This is a genomic window from Actinomadura fibrosa, assembly GCF_900659615.1.
GTDB lineage: Bacteria > Actinomycetota > Actinomycetes > Streptosporangiales > Streptosporangiaceae > Spirillospora > Spirillospora fibrosa.
The window spans coordinates 43,306-60,827 of sequence record NZ_CAACUY010000035.1 but is presented as its reverse complement, the minus strand read 5'-3'; the positions used below and the strand labels follow the sequence as shown (position 1 = coordinate 60,827).

General features: G+C 70.1%; 15 protein-coding genes. 10 read left to right on the top strand and 5 right to left on the bottom strand.

Going from position 1 to position 17,522, the window contains the following annotated elements; all coding sequences use genetic code 11:
• Positions 1-340: 340 nt before the first annotated feature.
• From E1300_RS15350 to E1300_RS15340, 3 genes are all read left to right on the top strand, one after another.
• Entirely contained in the window at positions 341-2,353 is a 2,013-nt protein-coding gene (locus E1300_RS15350; RefSeq protein ID WP_165502850.1) for a serine/threonine-protein kinase, read from the top strand.
• A 1,165-nt stretch (positions 2,354-3,518) separates the two neighbouring features.
• Entirely contained in the window at positions 3,519-4,202 is a 684-nt protein-coding gene (locus tag E1300_RS15345; protein ID WP_207399755.1) for a response regulator transcription factor, read from the top strand.
• Positions 4,199-5,647, top strand: a complete 1,449-nt coding sequence (locus E1300_RS15340; RefSeq protein WP_131757661.1) for a HAMP domain-containing sensor histidine kinase — start codon at positions 4,199-4,201, stop codon at positions 5,645-5,647. Before E1300_RS15345 ends, E1300_RS15340 begins: the two co-directional genes overlap by 4 nt.
• A 201-nt stretch (positions 5,648-5,848) precedes the next feature.
• Here the strand turns inward: E1300_RS15340 and E1300_RS15335 are convergent, their stop codons facing one another.
• A complete protein-coding gene (locus E1300_RS15335) occupies positions 5,849-7,939 on the bottom strand; it encodes an MMPL family transporter (RefSeq protein ID WP_207399754.1) in 2,091 nt (696 codons plus the stop codon).
• 1,398 nt (positions 7,940-9,337) lie between these two features.
• Here E1300_RS15335 and E1300_RS53955 point away from each other — a divergent pair.
• Together E1300_RS53955 and E1300_RS15325 are read left to right on the top strand one after the other, a co-directional pair.
• Positions 9,338-9,814, top strand: a complete 477-nt coding sequence (locus tag E1300_RS53955; RefSeq protein WP_207399753.1) for an ATP-binding protein — start codon at positions 9,338-9,340, stop codon at positions 9,812-9,814.
• Positions 9,723-10,205 (top strand): hypothetical protein, encoded by a 483-nt coding sequence (locus tag E1300_RS15325; protein WP_131757659.1) that lies wholly within the window; start codon positions 9,723-9,725, stop codon positions 10,203-10,205. The genes E1300_RS53955 and E1300_RS15325 overlap by 92 nt, the downstream gene beginning before the upstream one ends.
• A 97-nt stretch (positions 10,206-10,302) precedes the next feature.
• Here the strand turns inward: E1300_RS15325 and E1300_RS50070 are convergent, their stop codons facing one another.
• Complete coding sequence (locus E1300_RS50070; protein WP_165502849.1) at positions 10,303-10,467, bottom strand: hypothetical protein; 165 nt, start codon at positions 10,465-10,467, stop codon at positions 10,303-10,305.
• Positions 10,468-10,828: 361 nt separating this feature from the next.
• Between E1300_RS50070 and E1300_RS15320 the strand changes: the two genes are divergently transcribed.
• Complete coding sequence (locus tag E1300_RS15320) at positions 10,829-11,320, top strand: sigma factor-like helix-turn-helix DNA-binding protein (RefSeq protein ID WP_207399752.1); 492 nt, start codon at positions 10,829-10,831, stop codon at positions 11,318-11,320.
• Positions 11,317-11,997: a hypothetical protein gene (locus tag E1300_RS15315; RefSeq protein WP_131757658.1), complete on the top strand. Its 681-nt coding sequence runs from the start codon at positions 11,317-11,319 to the stop codon at positions 11,995-11,997. Before E1300_RS15320 ends, E1300_RS15315 begins: the two co-directional genes overlap by 4 nt.
• A gap of 152 nt (positions 11,998-12,149) precedes the next feature.
• Here E1300_RS15315 and E1300_RS15310 read toward each other — a convergent pair whose 3' ends face one another.
• From E1300_RS15310 to E1300_RS15300, 3 genes are read right to left on the bottom strand one after another with little or no spacing between them, the layout of a single operon-like run.
• Positions 12,150-13,184 carry an ABC transporter substrate-binding protein gene (locus E1300_RS15310; protein ID WP_131757657.1) on the bottom strand — a complete coding sequence of 345 codons (1,035 nt, stop codon included), beginning with the start codon at positions 13,182-13,184 and terminating at the stop codon, positions 12,150-12,152.
• Positions 13,185-13,211: 27 nt separating this feature from the next.
• Positions 13,212-14,123 (bottom strand): ABC transporter permease, encoded by a 912-nt coding sequence (locus E1300_RS15305; RefSeq protein WP_242619159.1) that lies wholly within the window; start codon positions 14,121-14,123, stop codon positions 13,212-13,214.
• On the bottom strand, positions 14,113-14,937 hold the full coding sequence (locus tag E1300_RS15300) for an ABC transporter ATP-binding protein (protein WP_131757656.1): 825 nt from the start codon (positions 14,935-14,937) through the stop codon (positions 14,113-14,115). The genes E1300_RS15305 and E1300_RS15300 overlap by 11 nt, the downstream gene beginning before the upstream one ends.
• Before the next feature lie 157 nt (positions 14,938-15,094).
• Between E1300_RS15300 and E1300_RS51560 the strand changes: the two genes are divergently transcribed.
• From E1300_RS51560 to E1300_RS15290, 3 genes are read left to right on the top strand one after another with little or no spacing between them, the layout of a single operon-like run.
• Positions 15,095-15,589 (top strand): sensor histidine kinase, encoded by a 495-nt coding sequence (locus E1300_RS51560; protein WP_207399751.1) that lies wholly within the window; start codon positions 15,095-15,097, stop codon positions 15,587-15,589.
• 34 nt (positions 15,590-15,623) lie between these two features.
• Positions 15,624-16,709 (top strand): sensor histidine kinase, encoded by a 1,086-nt coding sequence (locus E1300_RS15295; protein ID WP_207399750.1) that lies wholly within the window; start codon positions 15,624-15,626, stop codon positions 16,707-16,709.
• Entirely contained in the window at positions 16,706-17,368 is a 663-nt protein-coding gene (locus tag E1300_RS15290) for a response regulator (RefSeq protein WP_131757655.1), read from the top strand. Before E1300_RS15295 ends, E1300_RS15290 begins: the two co-directional genes overlap by 4 nt.
• Positions 17,369-17,522: the final 154 nt, after the last annotated feature.

The window sequence follows — 17,522 nt, the reverse complement described above, 5'->3', positions numbered from 1 at the left end:
CCGCCATCTGGCACAACTGGCTGATCAACGCACCCGTCAAACGCTCCCTGATCGCCTATGACCACTAACCAGCACCATCATTCCCCATCAACGATCTAGGCCTCCACCATGGCGCGGACGCGACTATGCGCCTCCCGGTCTCGCTCAAGCTTTCTGCTGTGCCGTAAGAGCTGTGGCGCCGGGAATACCAGATCACCTACCGGCGCTCGCGTACCGCTCTGTCGATCTAGACGAACCGGAGAGGCGCTGATGGAATGCGGCAGGGCGGCTCCTTTTCCAGGGCGATGGCACTGAAAGGCCGGGCATGCGCAGAGGACTGGAACTGGCAGGCAGGTACCGGTTGGAGAAGTTGCTGGGCCGCGGCGGGATGGGGCAGGTCTGGCAGGGCACCGATTCGAGGCTCCGCCGCCAGGTCGCGGTGAAGTTGCTGACCGCCCAGCTGGAGGCGGACAGCGAGACGGCCGCCCGTTTCCGGCGCGAGGCACAGGTTGCCGCGGCCATGGAGCACCCGGGGATCACGGTCGTGTTCGACATCGACCGGCACGCCGACGGTGACGACGAGATGCTCTTCATCGTCATGGAACTGCTGCGCGGCCAGGATCTGCGGCGCGTCCTCGCCGAACATCCGACCGGGCTGGAGATCGGCAGGGCGCTACGACTGGCCGAGCAGGTCACCAAGGCGCTCAGATTCGCCCATGAGCACGGCGTGGTGCACCGTGACGTCAAGCCGGCCAACCTCATGGTGCTGGCCGAGGACCGTGTCAAAGTCTGCGACTTCGGTATCGCCCATCTGCACGGCGGCACCCAGATCACCAGGCCGGGCCACATCGCGGGAAGCCCCCAGTACATGGCTCCTGAACAGATCCTCGACCAGCTCGTGGACCAGCGCACCGACCTCTACGCCCTCGGCTGTGTGCTTTACGAGATGTTCACCGGCGTACCGCTCGTCGCCGGCGACACCTCCGTCGCGGCCGCGCTGAACGCCCACCTTCATCAGGCGCCTGTCCCGCCTCGTGCACGGCGACCTGATCTGCCGGCCCCTCTCGATGCGCTCGTGATGGATCTGCTGGCCAAAGATCCCGCCTCACGGCCGCCCGATGCCGGGACCGTGCTCGTCCGCCTCGCCGGCGGTGCCGCTACCGCCACTATCAGCTCGGTCCGCGAGGCGCCGCCCCAGCGGGCGCCGGCCTACGAGGCGCCGTCCCCACCCGACCCAGCGGAGCATCGGTTACGGCACGCGGCGATGGTGGGCGACGTCGATGCGATGGTCGAACTGGGCGTGCTGCTGCGGCGATCCGGTCGCCCCGACGAGGCCGAGCACTGGTACCGCACCGCCGTCGAGGCCGGCCACCCCGGCGCGATGTTCGACCTGGGCGTGATGCGGGATGAGGTCGGCGACGCAGCGGAGGCCCTGCGACTGTTCCGGCGTGCCGCCGAGGCCGGTCTTCCCGACGCGATGACCAATCTCGGCATGCACCTGGAACAGGGCGGGCGCGTGAAGGAGGCCGAACGCTGGTACAGGACCGCGGCCAATGCCGGTGACGACGGAGCGATGACCAACCTGGGTGTGCTGCTCGCGGACACCCGCCGCGCCGCGGAGGCCGAACGCTGGTACCGCACCGCCGTCGCGACCGAGTCCGGCAACACCATCGCGATGGTCAACCTCGGTCATCTGCTCCGTGACCTCGGCCGAACCGACGAGGCGGAGCGCTGGTACCGCCTGGCCGCCGACGCCGGGGACGGCGAAGGCATGTTCCACCTGGGGCTGCTTTTCGACCAACTCGGACGCGGGGAGGAGGCCGAGCACTGGTACCGGGCGGCCGCCGAGGCCGGTGTCCCGGACGCGCTGGTGAATCTCGGCGTCCACTTGCGGGAGTCCGGCCGAGCCGACGAGGCCGAACACTGGTATCGCACCGCCGCCGAGGCCGGGATGTCCGAGGCGATGGCCAATCTGGGCAACCTGCTCGAAGCTTCGGGACGGCTTGAGGAAGCCGAACGCTGGTTCCGTGCCGCCGCCGATGCCGGTTACGGCGACGGTATGTTCGGCCTGGCTCTGCTGCTGGAGAACGCAGAACGTCTGGACGAAGCCGAACGGTGGTACCGCGCCGCCGCCGAAGCCGGCAACACCGGTGCGATCGTCAACCTCGGCCTTCTCATCTGGCGTAGAGGCCTTGTGCGAGAGGCCGAACCATGGCTCAAGAAGGCAGCGGACGACGGAAGTCCCGACGCCATGTACAACCTGGGACTGCTGCTCACCGAGACCGGCCACCACCGCAGGGCGGCGAAATGGTTCCGCCGTGCGGCGGGAGAAGGCCACCCGGAAGCAGCCGACCGGCTGGCCCGCCCGTCATGAAGCACACTCGGCCCCCCACCCGCCGACCAAGGCCTTCATCGGAACCCGGGCCGGTGACCAACTCCGGTACGCCATCGCGTCCCGCCGAGCGGAGGAGCACGACGACTGTGCGCGGCGGTCATTCCTCCGGTCGCTTGTTCGGGTAATCGAGCGTCAGGTCAGGACCGTCCGCGTCCGGAGGCGCAGTGCCGCAGCAGAAGCAGGGCGGCGGTGGCGAGTCCTGTGGGCAGGCCGAGCCAGACGCCGACCGCCTCCAGGTCGGCGCAGGCCAGAATCCAAGCCGCGGGCGGTCGTTGCAGCAAAGGGGCCGGCGGCCTGAGGAACGCGCGCAGCGGTGTTCATCTGCTCGGATGTGCTTTCGCTGGGTGGCGAGGGATGCGCCGCACCCAATCGTTCAACAAACGGCGGCTAACTAACCCAGACACGGTCTGGAGTGCAGCGTTACGAAGTTGCGAGAGCAGATGCGTCAATACGGCCCGCGCGAGGCGAATGGACCGAACATGGCGGCCTGGCTTTGTGTGAGCTTGGACGGCTTGGTCGCCGATAGTGTCCGGCGCCTGGCTGAGGAGACGAGGCCAGCGGCGGAGCGCCATAGGACTGAAGGAGCTCGCACGACCGTTCGTCGCGATGCTTGAAACCTGAGTGCGATTTGGCGCCGCTTTCGTCGCCGTCGACCATGGCGCCTGCCCTGAGGCGGCCAAGCGGTGGCGGGTCAGGAGCCCGGCCTCGTTAACTCATCGTTCGTGGGCGGACGTGCAAGGCGGTGGCTCACCACCGCCTGGCTGTTGGACGTCGCCGATGACGCCCTCCCTGGCACCGAGCGGGCCAAGCTCCGGGTGGACGCGGTCCGCACCGGCCTGGCCGCTCGCGGCCGAGTGCTCGGAGTCGGAGGAGGACCGCGAACGGCGCGCCGCAACTTCGCACGCTACCGAGCTCTCTGCGACGGTCGCCTCATCCCCGCAAACCCCGTCCCATCTGGCCAAGACCTGCACGAAGGACGTCAAATGCGCCTTACTGCCCAGCGTCTCTAGTCAGACACCTGCGCCCTGCTGCCGAACACCCACTGGGCTGGCATCTCCGTGGTCCTTAATCCTGGTCTCAGGTTGATCGGGGACAATGAGCGGCACAAGCATCGGCTGGAAGGGGGCGGGCCGGCGTGCGGATCATGATCGCGGATGATGAGCGGGCCATCCGTGAGTCGCTGGAGCGGGTGCTCCAGGTCGAGGGTTACGACACCAGCACCGTCGGCAACGGTTTCGCCGTGCTCGACGAGGTCGGTGGGGCCGGCGGTGACACGCTGGATCTACTGATCCTCGACGTGATGATGCCCCGCCTCGGCGGGTTGGAGACCTGCCGGCGGTTGCGGGCCGCGGGCCGGGATCTGCCGGTGCTGATGCTGACCGCCCGTGACCAGGTCTCCGACCGGGTCACGGGGCTGGACGCGGGCGCCGACGACTACCTGCCCAAGCCGTTCGCCACCGAGGAGTTGCTGGCCCGGGTGCGGGCCCTGCTGCGCCGGCGCACGCCCCCCGACGGGGAGTCGCAGGTCCTGTCGTTCGCCGATGTCCGGCTCGATCCCGACAGGTTCGAGGCGTGGCGGGGCGGGCGGTCGCTGCACCTGACCCGGACCGAGTTCTCCCTCCTGCAGGTCCTCATGCGCAACGCGACCCGGGTACTGACCCGCGACGCGCTGTTCGAGGCGGTCTGGGGCTTCGACATGAGCGCCACCGCCAACAACCTCCAGGTGTACGTGAGCTACCTGCGCCGCAAGATGGAGGCCGAGGGGGAGCCGCGATTGATCTACACGCTGCGCGGCCTGGGATACACGTTGCGGGAGACTCCTCCGTGAGAAGGCCCGCCGGCCGGGAACCGCGCCGGCTGACCCGATGGTGGCGCCGGCGGTCCCTGCGGACCAGGCTGACGGTGATCGCGGCGACGGCCATCGCGGTCAGCGTGTTCGTGGCCTTGGAGGTGGGCATCGAGCTCCTGGTCTGGGAGCTGCGGGACACCGCCGAGGATCAGCTGCGCGCCGACTCCCGCGTCCTGGCGACGAACGCGGAGCGCGCCGGTCTGGCGCAGGTCCAGCTACCGCCGTATCCCGGATCCGGTCGGCTGGTGCGGGTCGTCCTGCCCGACGGCTCGACGCGGACGCCGGCCGGCCAGCCCGCGCTGCCGCCGGTCAGCGAGCGCGCCGGGCGCGTGGCGCGGGGCGCGTCGGCCGATCTGATGGAGTCGAACGACGACGACGGCTACCTCGTCTACACGCTGCGGGCGGGCGACGGCGCGGTCCAGGTGGCGGCCCGCGTCGCCGACGACAGCCCGATCACCCAGTTCGGGTTGGGCATGCTGCTGATCGGGCTGCTGTGCGTGGCCGGCGGCGCCCTTGTCGGACGGACCGTGGCGCGGACCGGGCTGGCTCCCATCGACCGGCTGACCGCCGCCGCGGTAGGGGTCGCGCACACCCGGGATCTCGACGCCGACATCCCGGACGAGGGCGGTGGGGAGATCCGGCGGCTGATCCAGTCGATCAACGACATGCTCGCCGCGCTCCGGGACTCGCGGCGGGCCCAGCGGCTGCTCGCCGAGGACGCCGCCCACGAGCTCAAGACCCCGCTCACCAGCCTGCGCCTCAACGTCGAGCTGCTGATCCGGCTCGATCGGCGCGGCACCCTCGACAGCGCACTGCCGGCGGAGAGCCGGACCCGGCTGCTCAACGACCTCGGCGCCCAGGTGGCCGAGTTGAGCACCCTCGCCGCCGAGCTGACCGACCTCGCGCGCGGTGACGTCAGCGACGAGAGCACCGAGCTGCTCGACCTCGCCGACGTGGTGGTGGCCGCCGCGACCCGGGCGCGCTCCCGCGTGCCCGACATCGAGGTCGCGCTCGACGTGACGTCCGTGTGGGTGAGCGGACGTCCCGCCGCGCTCCAGCGGGCGGTGCTCAACCTCATTGACAACGCCGGCAAGTGGTCCCCCGCGGACCAGCCGGTCCAGGTCCGGCTCCGGGCCGAGGGCGCGTCGGCGGTGCTCGAGGTCGACGATGCCGGGCCGGGCATCGACGACGCCGACGTGCCGCGGGTGTTCGACCGGTTCTACCGCGCCGACAGCGCCCGGGCGCTGCCGGGATCCGGGCTGGGACTGTCGATCGTGCAGCGGGTCGTCGACGCCCACGGCGGCCGGGCCACCGTCGCCCGCTCCGCACGCGGTGGCGCGCTGCTCCGGGTCGACCTTCCGGCCGCGGCCCCGCCCACCCCGATCGCGCGGCCCACCGCCGGGGACGACAGCACGGTGCGCTGACCCGCCCCGGCGGCGCGGCGCAGAACAGGAGACGGCGGCCCTCGGGCATGGCCCGCGCGGCCCACCACCGGGTAGGACACCGCGGTACGCCGCCCCCAGCCCTGGCGCGCGGCGCAGGACCAAAGGGCGGCGGCCGTCGGGCCCATAAAAGAACCGGGACGGGCCTGGGGCCCGTCCCGGATCTCGTCCGTGCCGCCGCGCTCACCGTTGCAGCGTGGGCTCCTCGTCGTCGGCGAGCGACTGTTGGCCGTCCGGCAGCTCCGCCGCTGGACGGGACAGCCGGCTCGGCCACCAGATCCGCCGTCCGATCAGCAGGGTGAGGGCGGGCACCAGGACCGACCGCACCAGCAGGGCATCGAGCAGCACGCCGAAGGCGACCAGGAACCCGACCTCGATCAGCATCACCAGCGGCAGTGTGGCGAGGACCGCGAACGTGGCCGCCAGGACCAGGCCTGCCGAGGTGATGACGCCGCCGGTGGCGGAGAGGGCCTTGAGCACGCCCGCTCCGGTGCCGAGACGCACGGCCTCCTCCCGGGCCCGGCTGGCCAGGAAGATGTTGTAGTCGACACCGAGCGCCACCAGGAACAGGAATGCCAGCAGCGGCACCGAATAGTCGATCCCCTTGAACCCGAGGATCGTGTCGAAGACGAACACGCTGCCGCCGAAGGCCGCGGCGAAGGAGACGATCACGGTGGCCATCAGGACCAGCGGGGCCACGATCGCGCGCAGCAGCAGCCCGAGGATGATCAGGACGACGGCGAGCATCAGCGGGATCACCAGCTTCTCGTCGCGGCTGGTGGTCACCTCGGTGTCGAGGTTCTCCGCACTCGGCCCGCCGACGATCGCCTCCGCCCCGCTCACCGCGTGCACGGCGGTGCGCACCCGCTTGATCGTGTCGTACTCCGCGGCGGTGTCCGGCGCGTCCTTCGGGAATACGGAGATGCCGGCCCAGCCGCCGCTGGTCTGGTCCGGGGTGGCCAGGGCCACACCGCGAGTGCCCTTGACGGCGTCGAGCACCCGCTCCTGGTACGCCGGCCGCGTGAAGACCGTCATCGGCTGGCCGCCGAGCTCCGGGAAGTGCTGGCGGAGGACGGTGAAGCCGGTGACCGACTCCGGCGCGGACAGGAACTGGTCCTGCTCCCGCAGGGCGCCGGTGTTGGCCGCCAGCCCGGTGGCGAGCACGCCGAGGACCCCGAGCAAGCCGAGCGTCGCCACCCACCGGCGGCGGGCGATGGCGGTACCGAGCCGTCCCCACAGCCCCGGCTTCTCCTCCACGGCCGTGCTGAACCGCGGGATGGCCGGCCAGAAGATCCGCCTGCCGAGCACCACGAGCACCGCCGGGAACAGCGTCAGCATGGCCACCAGCGCGCACAGGATGCCGGCCGCACCGATCGGGCCCAGCCCGCTCGTGCTGTTCAGGTCCGCGACGAGCAGGCAGAGCAGGCCGGCGACCACGGTGGCCGCGGACGCGACGATGGCCGGCGCCGCGCCGCGGAGCGCGTGGACCATCGCGACCCGGACGTTCTCGTGGTGGTGCAGTGTCTCCCGGTACCGGGAGATGATCAGCAGTGCGTAGTCCGTGCCGACGCCGAACACCAGGATCGTCAGCAGCGCCGAATTCTGGTCGTTGACCACGATGCCGAAGCCCTTGACGAGCAGGTAGACGGTCGCCATCGCGGTCAGTGCGGCCGCGCCCACGGCCACCAGCGGGATGAACCACAGCACCGGGCTGCGGTAGGTGAGGATGAGCAGGAGCGTGACGACGACGATGGTGGTGAGAAGGACCTGTACGTCGATGCCGTCGAAGACGGCGTCCATGTCGCCGTCGACCGCGGCGGGGCCGGTCACGTCGAGTTCCAGTCCGGCGGGGCGGTCCTTCGCGGCGTCACGCAACGGGCCGACGATGGTCTCCGGTCCGCCGTAGGCCGTGCTCACCGAGAGGGTGAACATCATCGCCTTGCCGTCGGTGGAGGATCTGGTCGGCGGGCCCTCGTCCTCGCCGCCGTCCGGGGCCGCCACCTTCGGCGGGTACCGCTTGGCGAGGGTGTTGTAGTGGCGCTCGACCGTCGCGCGGTCGGCGTCGGTCATGCCGCCGGCGCGGTGGTACACGAAGACGAACGTGTTGTCGTCCCCGTCCGGGAGACTGTCCTCCAGCACCGCCACCTTGGTGGACTCGGCACTGGCCGGCAGGGTGTCCACGGCCTTGTCGGTGGTGACCGAGCTCAACTTTCCGCTCAGCGGCACCATGAACGCCGCCAGCACCACCCACATGCCGATCACCAACCACGGCACCCACCGACCGGCCAACCGACCGGCCGGCGCTTCCCCGGACGGCGCTGGTTTGACTGCCATCACTGGCCTCCTACACACGGGTTACATCGCTTTTCTGATGCCTGCTTCCTACTGAGCGAACCTGAGACGACCGTTAATGAGGCGCTCAGGCCGGTTGGCCGAACCAGGTGCCTAGCGGGAGCGGCCTTCCCTTTCACCGGCGTGAGCACTTGGTCCCAGATGCGGAGGACGCGGGAGTCGCCGTTCGCGTCGCGGAAGGTACGGCGGCGCCAGTCAATGCCGGTGGCGATGATCTCCACGATGGCTGCGCCGCCTGCACGTAGGCGACGCCTTCTACCTGGTCGAGGTCACCGAGGCGGTGCGTACCGCCGCTCTGCCAGGAGGACCACGGCGATGCACCCCTGCGCCCTTGGTGCCCGCAGGGTCGCTGATTGGCCGACATGCGACCGCGCACGGTCGCGAGGGCAGCCGTGAACCCGCGGCCGCGACGGTGGAACGGGATGGAACGCCTCCTATGTAAGAGGCTGCGCGGTCCAGGGCAGCCGTCCTTTCCCGGAGGTCACGATGAAGGAAGCTCTCTCGCGCTCGGGTGCACGGTGCACCGTTCTGGTCGTCGCGGTGGTCTCGCTCCTGGTCGGGCTCGTCTCAGGAGCGGCCGGCGCGTACACCGGCTCTCCAGGACGCGGTGGGAGTGCGCCGGCGCACGCTCTGGAGTGCAGCGAACCCAAATGCCTTTCCGGTACCCGACCGGTCGTGGCACCCGCCCGGGACTGCACCGACGAGCAGTGCGTCCCCGGCACCAAGCCGATCGCGGCGTCCTCATCCGCCGACCGCATCTCCGCGCGGATCCGCTACTCCGGCACTGTGAGGACGTCAGCGCGCACTCGCGTCGCCGCGATCAATTGCCCGCCCCCGAACCCGCAGGCAACGGGGCCGGGCAGCGACTGCTGATCCAGGTACCGACGAGGTGACGCACCGGCTGGACGTCGATGATCACGTCCGCCGACGCCGACAGGAAGTCCCAGCAGCAGCGTCACGGTCTAGTCCCAAGGGCCAGGCGGACGATCCACCGCCTCCACCTGACCAGCCACACAGCAGCCGAGAACGCCCCAGTGTTCCGGCGGCTGTGGGAACACGGCGTCAAAGACCGCATGCCACGGGCTGAAGCCTGGATCGCCCAGCACGAGCCGACCTTCGCAGGACGGCTCACCGATGACCGCCGGTGATAATGCGCCAGGTGATCGCAGCCTCCGAGGCAGCGGTCCATGAACGGCCGCCGAGGCCGCCGTCGATCAGGCCTGCCGGATGCTGCGGCTGCCCACCATCCGCGGCCAGTTCGTCGCCACCTCTGTCGCCGCCCAACGCGTACAGCTCACCTAGCGCGGCTTACGCGTCGAGTTGCTGAGGGCCGAGTGTGAAGACCTCCAGCGCCGCCGCTCCGAACGCCGGGTCAAGGTTGCTGGCTTCCCAAGGCGGAAAAGGATCGGCGAATTCGACTTCGACGCCAACCCCAACGTTCCGGCTGCGGTGGTTCACGGCCTTGTCAACAGCGAATGGGGTCGCAACGGACGACCGCTCTGCCTGATCGGCGACTCAGGGAGCGGCAAATCACATCTGCTCATCGCGCTGGGCACCGAGGCCGCCATGGCCGGGTTCCGAGTCGAATACGTGCGGGCCGCCCGGCTGGCCAACGAGTTGGTCGAAGCCGCAGGTCTTTGTGCCACCGTCATCGAAACCGGCACCGACTCCTATCGGCTTGCGATGCAGCCTAGGATCCGCTGCCATGTCATGGATTCCCCTGCTGGCCACCGTGATCGGCGCGATCATCGGACTCGGCTCAGGTTTGCTTACCGACCAGTTGCGCTCCCGGCGTGAGCAGACCGACAAATGGAAGATCGCCCGTCGCGAGGCCTATGCCAACTACCTGTCATCCCTCCATGACGCCAACGAGGGGATGCGCGCGGTCTCGCTGGGCGAGCACCCGCCCGAGCTCACGCGCAAGGCCGCGGCCAGAGCCGCATTCCGCGCCGCTGGAGTCTCCAAAGCCCGCGAGCACATCATCCTGATCGCACCTGAACCCGTGGTCAGTTCAGCTGACGACGCCTTCCGCGACCTGCGGACAATGCGCGACCGCATCGGCGCCGGTGATACCCAGGCCCAGTACGAGCCCGTGCTTACCGCCTACGGTGAGCACCTTCACGCGCTGCGGCAGGCCATCCGGCACGACCTCGGCGTCAGCGGACCCACGCCCCACATTCCAATCTGACCGGGTGGGGCCGGACTCTTCCCGTCAGTGCTACCGAGCCAGTGAAAGCGACGATTTTGATGAGGGAATGTGCGATCAGCAGCGGCATCGTGCGGCCTCAGCGGCGGTAGAGCCGGGCGAAGATGAGGCCATCTTGCCTGCCAGGGCGCCGAAGCCTGCCACCGTACGTTTCCAGCGTTGAGGGGACGACGGTGAGGTCGGCGCCGAGGGCGTGCGCCGCGAGGTAGAGGACGAGCCCCGAGCCGCCGGTGACGGCGGCCACGGTGGCGCCGCGCCGCAGGTTCCGCTCTGCGTGGAATGCAGCCCAGCGTCGGCGTCGGTGGCAGGCGAGGTTGCTTGATCGTTCTGTGCCTTGCCTGCGGTGACCGAGCCCAGGGAGGAGATGAGCGCCGAGACTCTGAGGCGCCCAGGGACAGGGCGAGCACCGGCCACACCTCGCGGGCGAGCGTTCGCCGTCCGGGAAGTCCTGAAGCGATCGCGTCTGCGGTCAACACGGTTAGCACGTGGAGAAGAGCGCCGCGAGAACGGCACCTGGTTGGTGGGGTGATCAGCAGTGGTGTGCTCAGGCGGAAGAGACTGGCCGAGGGTGTAAGTGGATCGGTGCTCGAAAGCGTGTACGGGATGTGAAGCAGCGGGAGTTCCAGGAGTTCTACGAGGCCAGCCGGGACGGGTGCCTGCGGGCGGTCCTGGCCGGAGTCGGTGATCGGCAACTCGCCGAGGATCTGGTCGCCGAGGCGTTCACCAGGGCTTGGGTGTCATGGCACAACGTGCGCTGGCATCCGGCGCCGTCCGCGTGGATCGTGCGGACCGCGCTCAACACCCGGGTGTCGTGGTGGCGCCGGCGGCGGAGGGAGGTCGCGCTGGACGGCGGCCTCGACGTCGCCGCCGCGGTCGGAGACCCCGGCCTGGACCCCACGCTGCTCACCGCGCTGCGCCGGCTGCCGCGGCGACAGCGGGAAGTGATCGTGTTCCGGGTCTTCCTCGACCTCGACACCAAGACCACCGCCAAGGTCCTCGGGATCGCCCCGGGCACCGTCACCGCCCACCTGTCGCGAGCCGTCACGACGCTGCGCGGCCATCTCGTCACCATCGACCACCCGGAGGCCGGGGCATGAGCACAGACGACACGGATGTGATGTCGGCGCTGAAGAACTCACTGGACGGCGTCACCATGCGGACCCCGATCGATCAGATCATCACCACGGGTCGTGCCCGCCGTCGGCGGCGCCGCGCCGCAGGGGTGGCGACGGGCGTCGTGGCGATCACCGGCATCGCGCTCGGCGTGCCCGCACTCGGCCACCCCTCGACCGCTCCGCCCGGGCAGAGCGCCGGCGGGGTCCACGTCCGCACGGCCGCGTTCACGCTGGACAGCCAGACCGACGGCACGCTGCGGGTGACGTGGGACAAGGACAAGTACTTCAAAGACCACGCGGGGCTGGAGAGCGCCCTGCGCGCGGCCGGCTTTCCCGTCCTGGTCAAGGAAGGCGTCTTCTGCAAGGGCCCGCACGACGACGGGCACCTGAGCCCGAGCGGCAGCGGTGACGGCGTCGAGCGTGTCATGCGCGGGGAGCGGCAGAGCGACGGCCGCGTCAACCTCATCTTCGACCCCCGGGCGATGCCCGCCGGGCAGCAGTTGTTCATCGGCTACCTGTCCCCGGCCCAGCTCGCCGCCGTCAACGGCAACCCCGGATCCGTCGAGCGCCTCGTGCCCAAGACCGGTCCGCTGACGTGCGACACCCAGCCGCCTCCGCCGCACATCATGCGCAACACCCCAGGCGAGAAGCCAGGCTGAGGTCCGCGGCTCGCGGTGCGGCCGTGAAGAACGCGGTAGTGAAAGACGGCGTTGGGACGCGCTGGGAGCACGAGGTAGCGGCGAGGCCGCATGCGCAGCAGCGATGCGCATGCGGCTCCGGCCTTCGTCCCTGCTTCAGGACGGGCGGTCGGCTACTGCCTGCCGACCTTGGTGACGAATTCGGTGGTGTAGGTCTTGGAGAGGTCGATCTGGTCCTTGCGGCCCTGGACGTTGGGCGAGAACTGGGAAAGCACTTCGAGGACGTTCTTGGCGCCCTCCGCAGGCATGACGCCGTCGGGGGTGAACATGTTCATCGAGTCGCCGATCGACTTCTCGTAAAGCTCGGGATCACCGCCGTTGTAGTCGGCGGGCATCTTCGCAGCGATCTCGGCGGGGGAGTGGGCCTTGATCCAGCTGAGCGTTTTGACGAGGGCGGTGGCCAGTTTCTGCACCGTATCCCTGTTGGACCTGACGTAGTCGCAGTCCATGTAGAGGGAACTCGCCGGGTAGAGGCCGCCAAGGGCCTTCTGCGTGCCCGCCTTGGTCCTCATGTCGACCATGATCTTGGCCTTGCCGGTGGTCGTGAGCTTGGCGATCGTCGGGTCGGTGGTCATGCCCGCGTCGATGCCGCCGTTGTTCATGGCGGCGATGAACGTGGCGCCGGCGCCGGCCTTGACCGTCGTGTAGTCGGAGGTCCGCACGCCGTTGCGGACGGCGAGCGCACGGGTGAGGAAGTCGGTGGACGAGCCGGGGCTGGTCACTCCGAGCTTGGTGCCCCTGAACGCGGCGGGCGAGGTGATCTTCTGGGCCTTGGAGGTCGCGACCATTTCGGCCTCGCCGGGGACGTCGGCGAACTGGACGACGCTGGTGACGCACTTGCCCTTGGTCTGCAGATCGACGGTGTGGTCGTAGAAGCCGACGACGCCCTGCACGTCACCGGAGATCAGTACGTTCTCGGCCAGGGCACCGGCGGGCTCGGTGAGCAGCTGGACGTCGAGGCCCTGCTCCTTGAAGTGGCCGAGCCGTTCGGTGAGTTCGGCGGGCAGGTAGATGACCTTGTCGATGCCGCCGACCATGATCTTCACGGTGTCGCCCTTCCCGGTCGAGCGCGAGTCGCGGCAGGCGGCCAGGGACAGTGCGGTGGCCGTGGCCAGGAGGGCGGCGGTCGCCCGGGTGGTGATGCGCATGTGAGCGGTCTCCTCGGACGGGGTGGGTCAGATCGCGATGTGGTCGCTCGCCGCGGGCGGCCGCCAGCGCAGCAGACGGTTCTCCAGCAGGGTGAGGAGCCATTCGGCGAGGAGTGCGATCACCGTGATGATGATCATTCCGGCGTAGATCCCGGCCGAGTCGAACGTGCCCTGCGAGTGGTTGATCAGGAGGCCGAGGCCCTTGTCGGCACCGCTGTACTCGCCGACCACGGCGCCGATGATCGCGAAGCCGAACGCCGAGTGCAGCGAGGCGAGGATCCAGGAGGTGGCGCTCGGAACCACGATGGTGCGCAGGACCTGGACGCGCCCGGCCCCGAGGACGCGGGCGTTGTCGACCAGGTTGCGGTCCACCTCGCGGGCGCCCTGGAAGGCGTTGAAGAAGACCGCGAAGAACACCAGCACGAACGCGGTCGCGATCTTGGACTGCATGCCCAGCCCGAACCAGATGATGAACAGCGAGGCCAGGATGATCCGCGGGATCGCGTTGGCGGCCTTGATGAACGGCGCGCACACGTCCGACAGGAACCTGCCGCGGCCCAGCACGATGCCCAGCACCACGCCGCCGAGCGCGCCGAGCGCGAACCCGGCGACCGCCTCCTGCAGGGTGTAGGAGATCTGTTCCCAGATGGACCCCTGCGAGGTGCCGTCGGTGAACCAGCCGGCCAGCCGATCCCAGATCCTCGTCGGCTGGGAGTAGTAGAACGGGTCGATCCAGTGCGCGGCGGCCAGCTCCCAGGAGATCAGCCACCCGGCGACCAGCACGCCCCGCACGCCGTTGACGGTCAGTCCGCGGCGCAGGCCCGCCGCCCGCATGCGCGCTTCGGCGCCGTCGTCGACGGCCTTGGCGCCGGTCGCGGTCACGGCGGGGTTCACCTCGGCCGTGCCGGTGCCATCGGCGGTCTCGGTGTCATGCCGCACGGCCGGCCCCCCTCTCGCGGGTGATCTGGACCTCTTCGCGCAGTGACTCCCAGACCTCGCGGTAGATCTCCAGGAAGCCGGGTGTCAGCCGGATCTCCTCGGCGTCGCGGGGTCGTTCCAGCGGCACCGGGAACGAGCCCTTGATCGTCGCCGGGCCGGCCGTCATCACGACGACCCGGTCGGCCAGCACCAGCGCCTCTTCCAGGTCGTGGGTGACGAAGACGACCGCCGCGCCCGACCCGGACCAGAGCCGCAGCAGTTCGTCCTGCATGAGCCCGCGGGTCTGCACGTCCAGGGCGGAGAACGGCTCGTCCATGAGCAGCACCGTGGGCTCGTTCACCAGGGTCTGCGCCAGCGCCGCCCGCTTGCGCATGCCGCCGGAGAGCTGGTGGGGGTAGTAGCCCTCGAAGCCTTCCAGCCCGACGCGCTTCACCCAGTCGCGGGCCCTGTCACGGGCCCGCTGCTTGGACATCCCGCGGTAGCGCGGACCAGTGGCCACATTGCCCAGCACGGTCCGCCAGGGCAGCACGGCGTCGGACTGGAACATGTAGCCGACGCCCTCGGGGATGCCGGCGACCGGCCGGCCGTGGACCAGCACCCGTCCTTCGGAGGGCGGCTCAAGGCCGGAGACCAGCGACAGCGTGGTCGACTTGCCGCAGCCGGTCGGGCCCACCACGGCGACGAACTCGCCGGGCGCCACGGTCAGGTCCACGCCGCGCACGGCGGTGTGCACGCCGCCGTCGGCCGCGCGGAAACGTTTGGTGACTCCGTGGAGTTCGATCACGGGGCCGTCGGGGGGTACGTGCTTCGGCATGACCGCACCGTACGAACGTGTCGGGGGTCACAGGAAGCTTGCCCGCGATGTGCTTGCAAGCCGCATAAGCAGGCGTTTTGTGCGTTAACCGGGCTTTAGCGCAATCTGCTCACACGGGGATGGGCACCTCCTCGGCGATCGGTTACCGTGACTCGTCATGGCGCTCCGCCCCCGGATCCCGTTCGCGCGTCAGGTCCTCGTCATGCAGGTCGGTGTGGTGATGACGGTCGCCTGCCTCGGCTTCGCCCTGGTCGCCTGGCGGCTGGACGGCGAACTGCGCGGCCAGTACGGGCAGCGCGCCCTCACCCTGGCCAGGAGCGTCGCCGCCGACCCCGCGATCGCGGACGCGGTCGAGGCGGGCGACCCGCGGCGGACCGTCCAGGAGCGGGCCGAACGCGTGCGGCGCCGCAGCCGTGCGCTCTTCGTGGTCGTCACCGACGATCGGGGCATCCGCTACTCCCACCCCACCGCGGCCCTGCTCGGGCGGCGGGTCAGCACCGATCCGTCCGACCCCTTGGCGGGCCGGGAGGTCGTCCGGGTCGAACGGGGGACGCTCGGCCTGTCGGCGCGGCAAGGTTCCGCTGTACGGCCGCGACGGGACGATCGCCGGCGAGGTCAGCGTCGGATTCGACGCCGAGGCGATCGACCGTGAACGCGAACGCGACCTCGGCGTCCTGGGGCTGTTCGTGGCGGGTGCGGCGCTGCTCGGAGTGTTCGCCTCCGTCGTCATCGGGCGCCGGCTGAAGCGTCAGACTCTCGGCCTGGAACCGTACGAACTGGTCGAACTCGTCCAGGAGCGCGAGGCGGTCCTGCACGGGGTCGGCGAGGGGGTCGTCGCGGTGGACCCCGCCGGGCGGGTCGCGGTCTGCAACGACGAGGCCGGACGGCTGCTGGGAGCAGCCCCCGAGCACGGCGGTCGCGTCGAGCACCTGGCGGCGGAGGGCGCTCTGCGGGACGTGCTGACCGGTGCCCGCGAGGCCGACAACCTCTTCGTCACGGCGGGCGAGCGGACGCTGGTGGTCAAACGCCGCCAGGTGCACCGGAACGGGCGCGACCTCGGCGCGGTCATCACCCTCCGCGACCGCACCGAGCTGGAGACCCTGGCCCGTGAGCTGGACTCGGTCGGCACACTGCTCGACGCGCTGCGCGCCCAGCGCCACGAGTACGCCAACCGGCTGCACACCTTGTCCGGCCTGCTCCAGCTGGAGCACGTCGACGAGGCGACCTCGTACGTCGCCATGCTCATGGCCGATGCCGGGGCCGGGGCGATCACTCCCGCGACCGGATCCGGGCCACCGCTGGACCCGTTCCTCAAGGCGTTCCTGTCGGCGAAGGCAGCGGTCGCCGCCGAGAAGGGGGTCCGCCTCGACATCGGCGGGAACAGCCTCGTCACGGGCCGGGTGGTCGACCCGCTCGTCGTGACGACGGTCCTCGGCAACCTGGTCGACAACGCCGTCGAGGCGGCCCGATCCGGTGACCACGGCCCGTCCCACGTCGAGGTGGAGCTGCTCGGTGACGGAAACGACCTGCACGTCATGGTGGCCGACTCGGGCGCCGGCATCGCACCCGGCCTGGCCGAGGAGCTCTTCCGCGACGGCGTCTCCACCAAGGACGCCGAGGCGAACGGCGCCCGGGGCCTCGGACTCGGACTGGCCCGCAGGACGGCTCGCTCGCTGGGCGGCGACGTGAGATTCGCCGACCCGGCCGACGGCGGCGGCGCGGTCGTGGTCGCCGGCCTGCCCGGTGTACTCGGAACGGAGGCCCACCAGTGATCAAGGTCCTCGTGGTCGACGACGATTTCCGCGTCGCTCACGTCCATGCCGGCTTCGTGGGCAGGGTACCGGGCTTCACCGTCGCCGGCCTGGCGCACACCGCCGCCGAGGCCCGCGCGAAATCAGCCGAACTGTCTCCCGACCTGGTCCTGCTCGACGTCTATCTACCGGACGAACCGGGCTTGAACCTGATGCCGGGCCTGGACGCGGACGTCATCGTGGCGACCGCCGCGACCGACCCCGCAACGGTGCAGCTCGCGCTGGCCCGCGGCGCGAGGCACTACCTGATCAAACCCTTCACCGCCGAGGTGCTCGGCGCCCGCCTCGCCGCCTATGCCCGCTACCGCCAGGCACTGCGCACCACCCGGGAACTGACCCAAGGCGGGGTCGACGGCGCCGTTCGAGCACTGCACGCACCACTGACCGCGGAACCGCGCGTCCCGAAAGGACAGTCGCCGGTCACGACCAGGTTGATCACCGAGGCTCTCCGCACCGCCGCCGGACCTCGTTCCGCCGCCGAGATCGCCGAGCAGGTCGGGGTGTCCCGGGCCACCGCCCAGCGGTACCTGGCCACGCTCAGCGAAGCGGGCCCGGTCCAGATCTCCCTCCGATACGGAGCAACAGGACGCCCAGAGCACCAATACGCCTGGACGCCCTGAAAGCGAGGCGGTGATCGGCGGGCATGCGGCCACGCACGCGCCGAGCCGCTCGGACCCGGGATTCGTTCGACTGCGTCGCTCTTCAGTACCTGTGGTGCATGGTGACCGGAAAGGCCCAGTACGACGCCCTCGACAACGACAGGGACCCACAGAT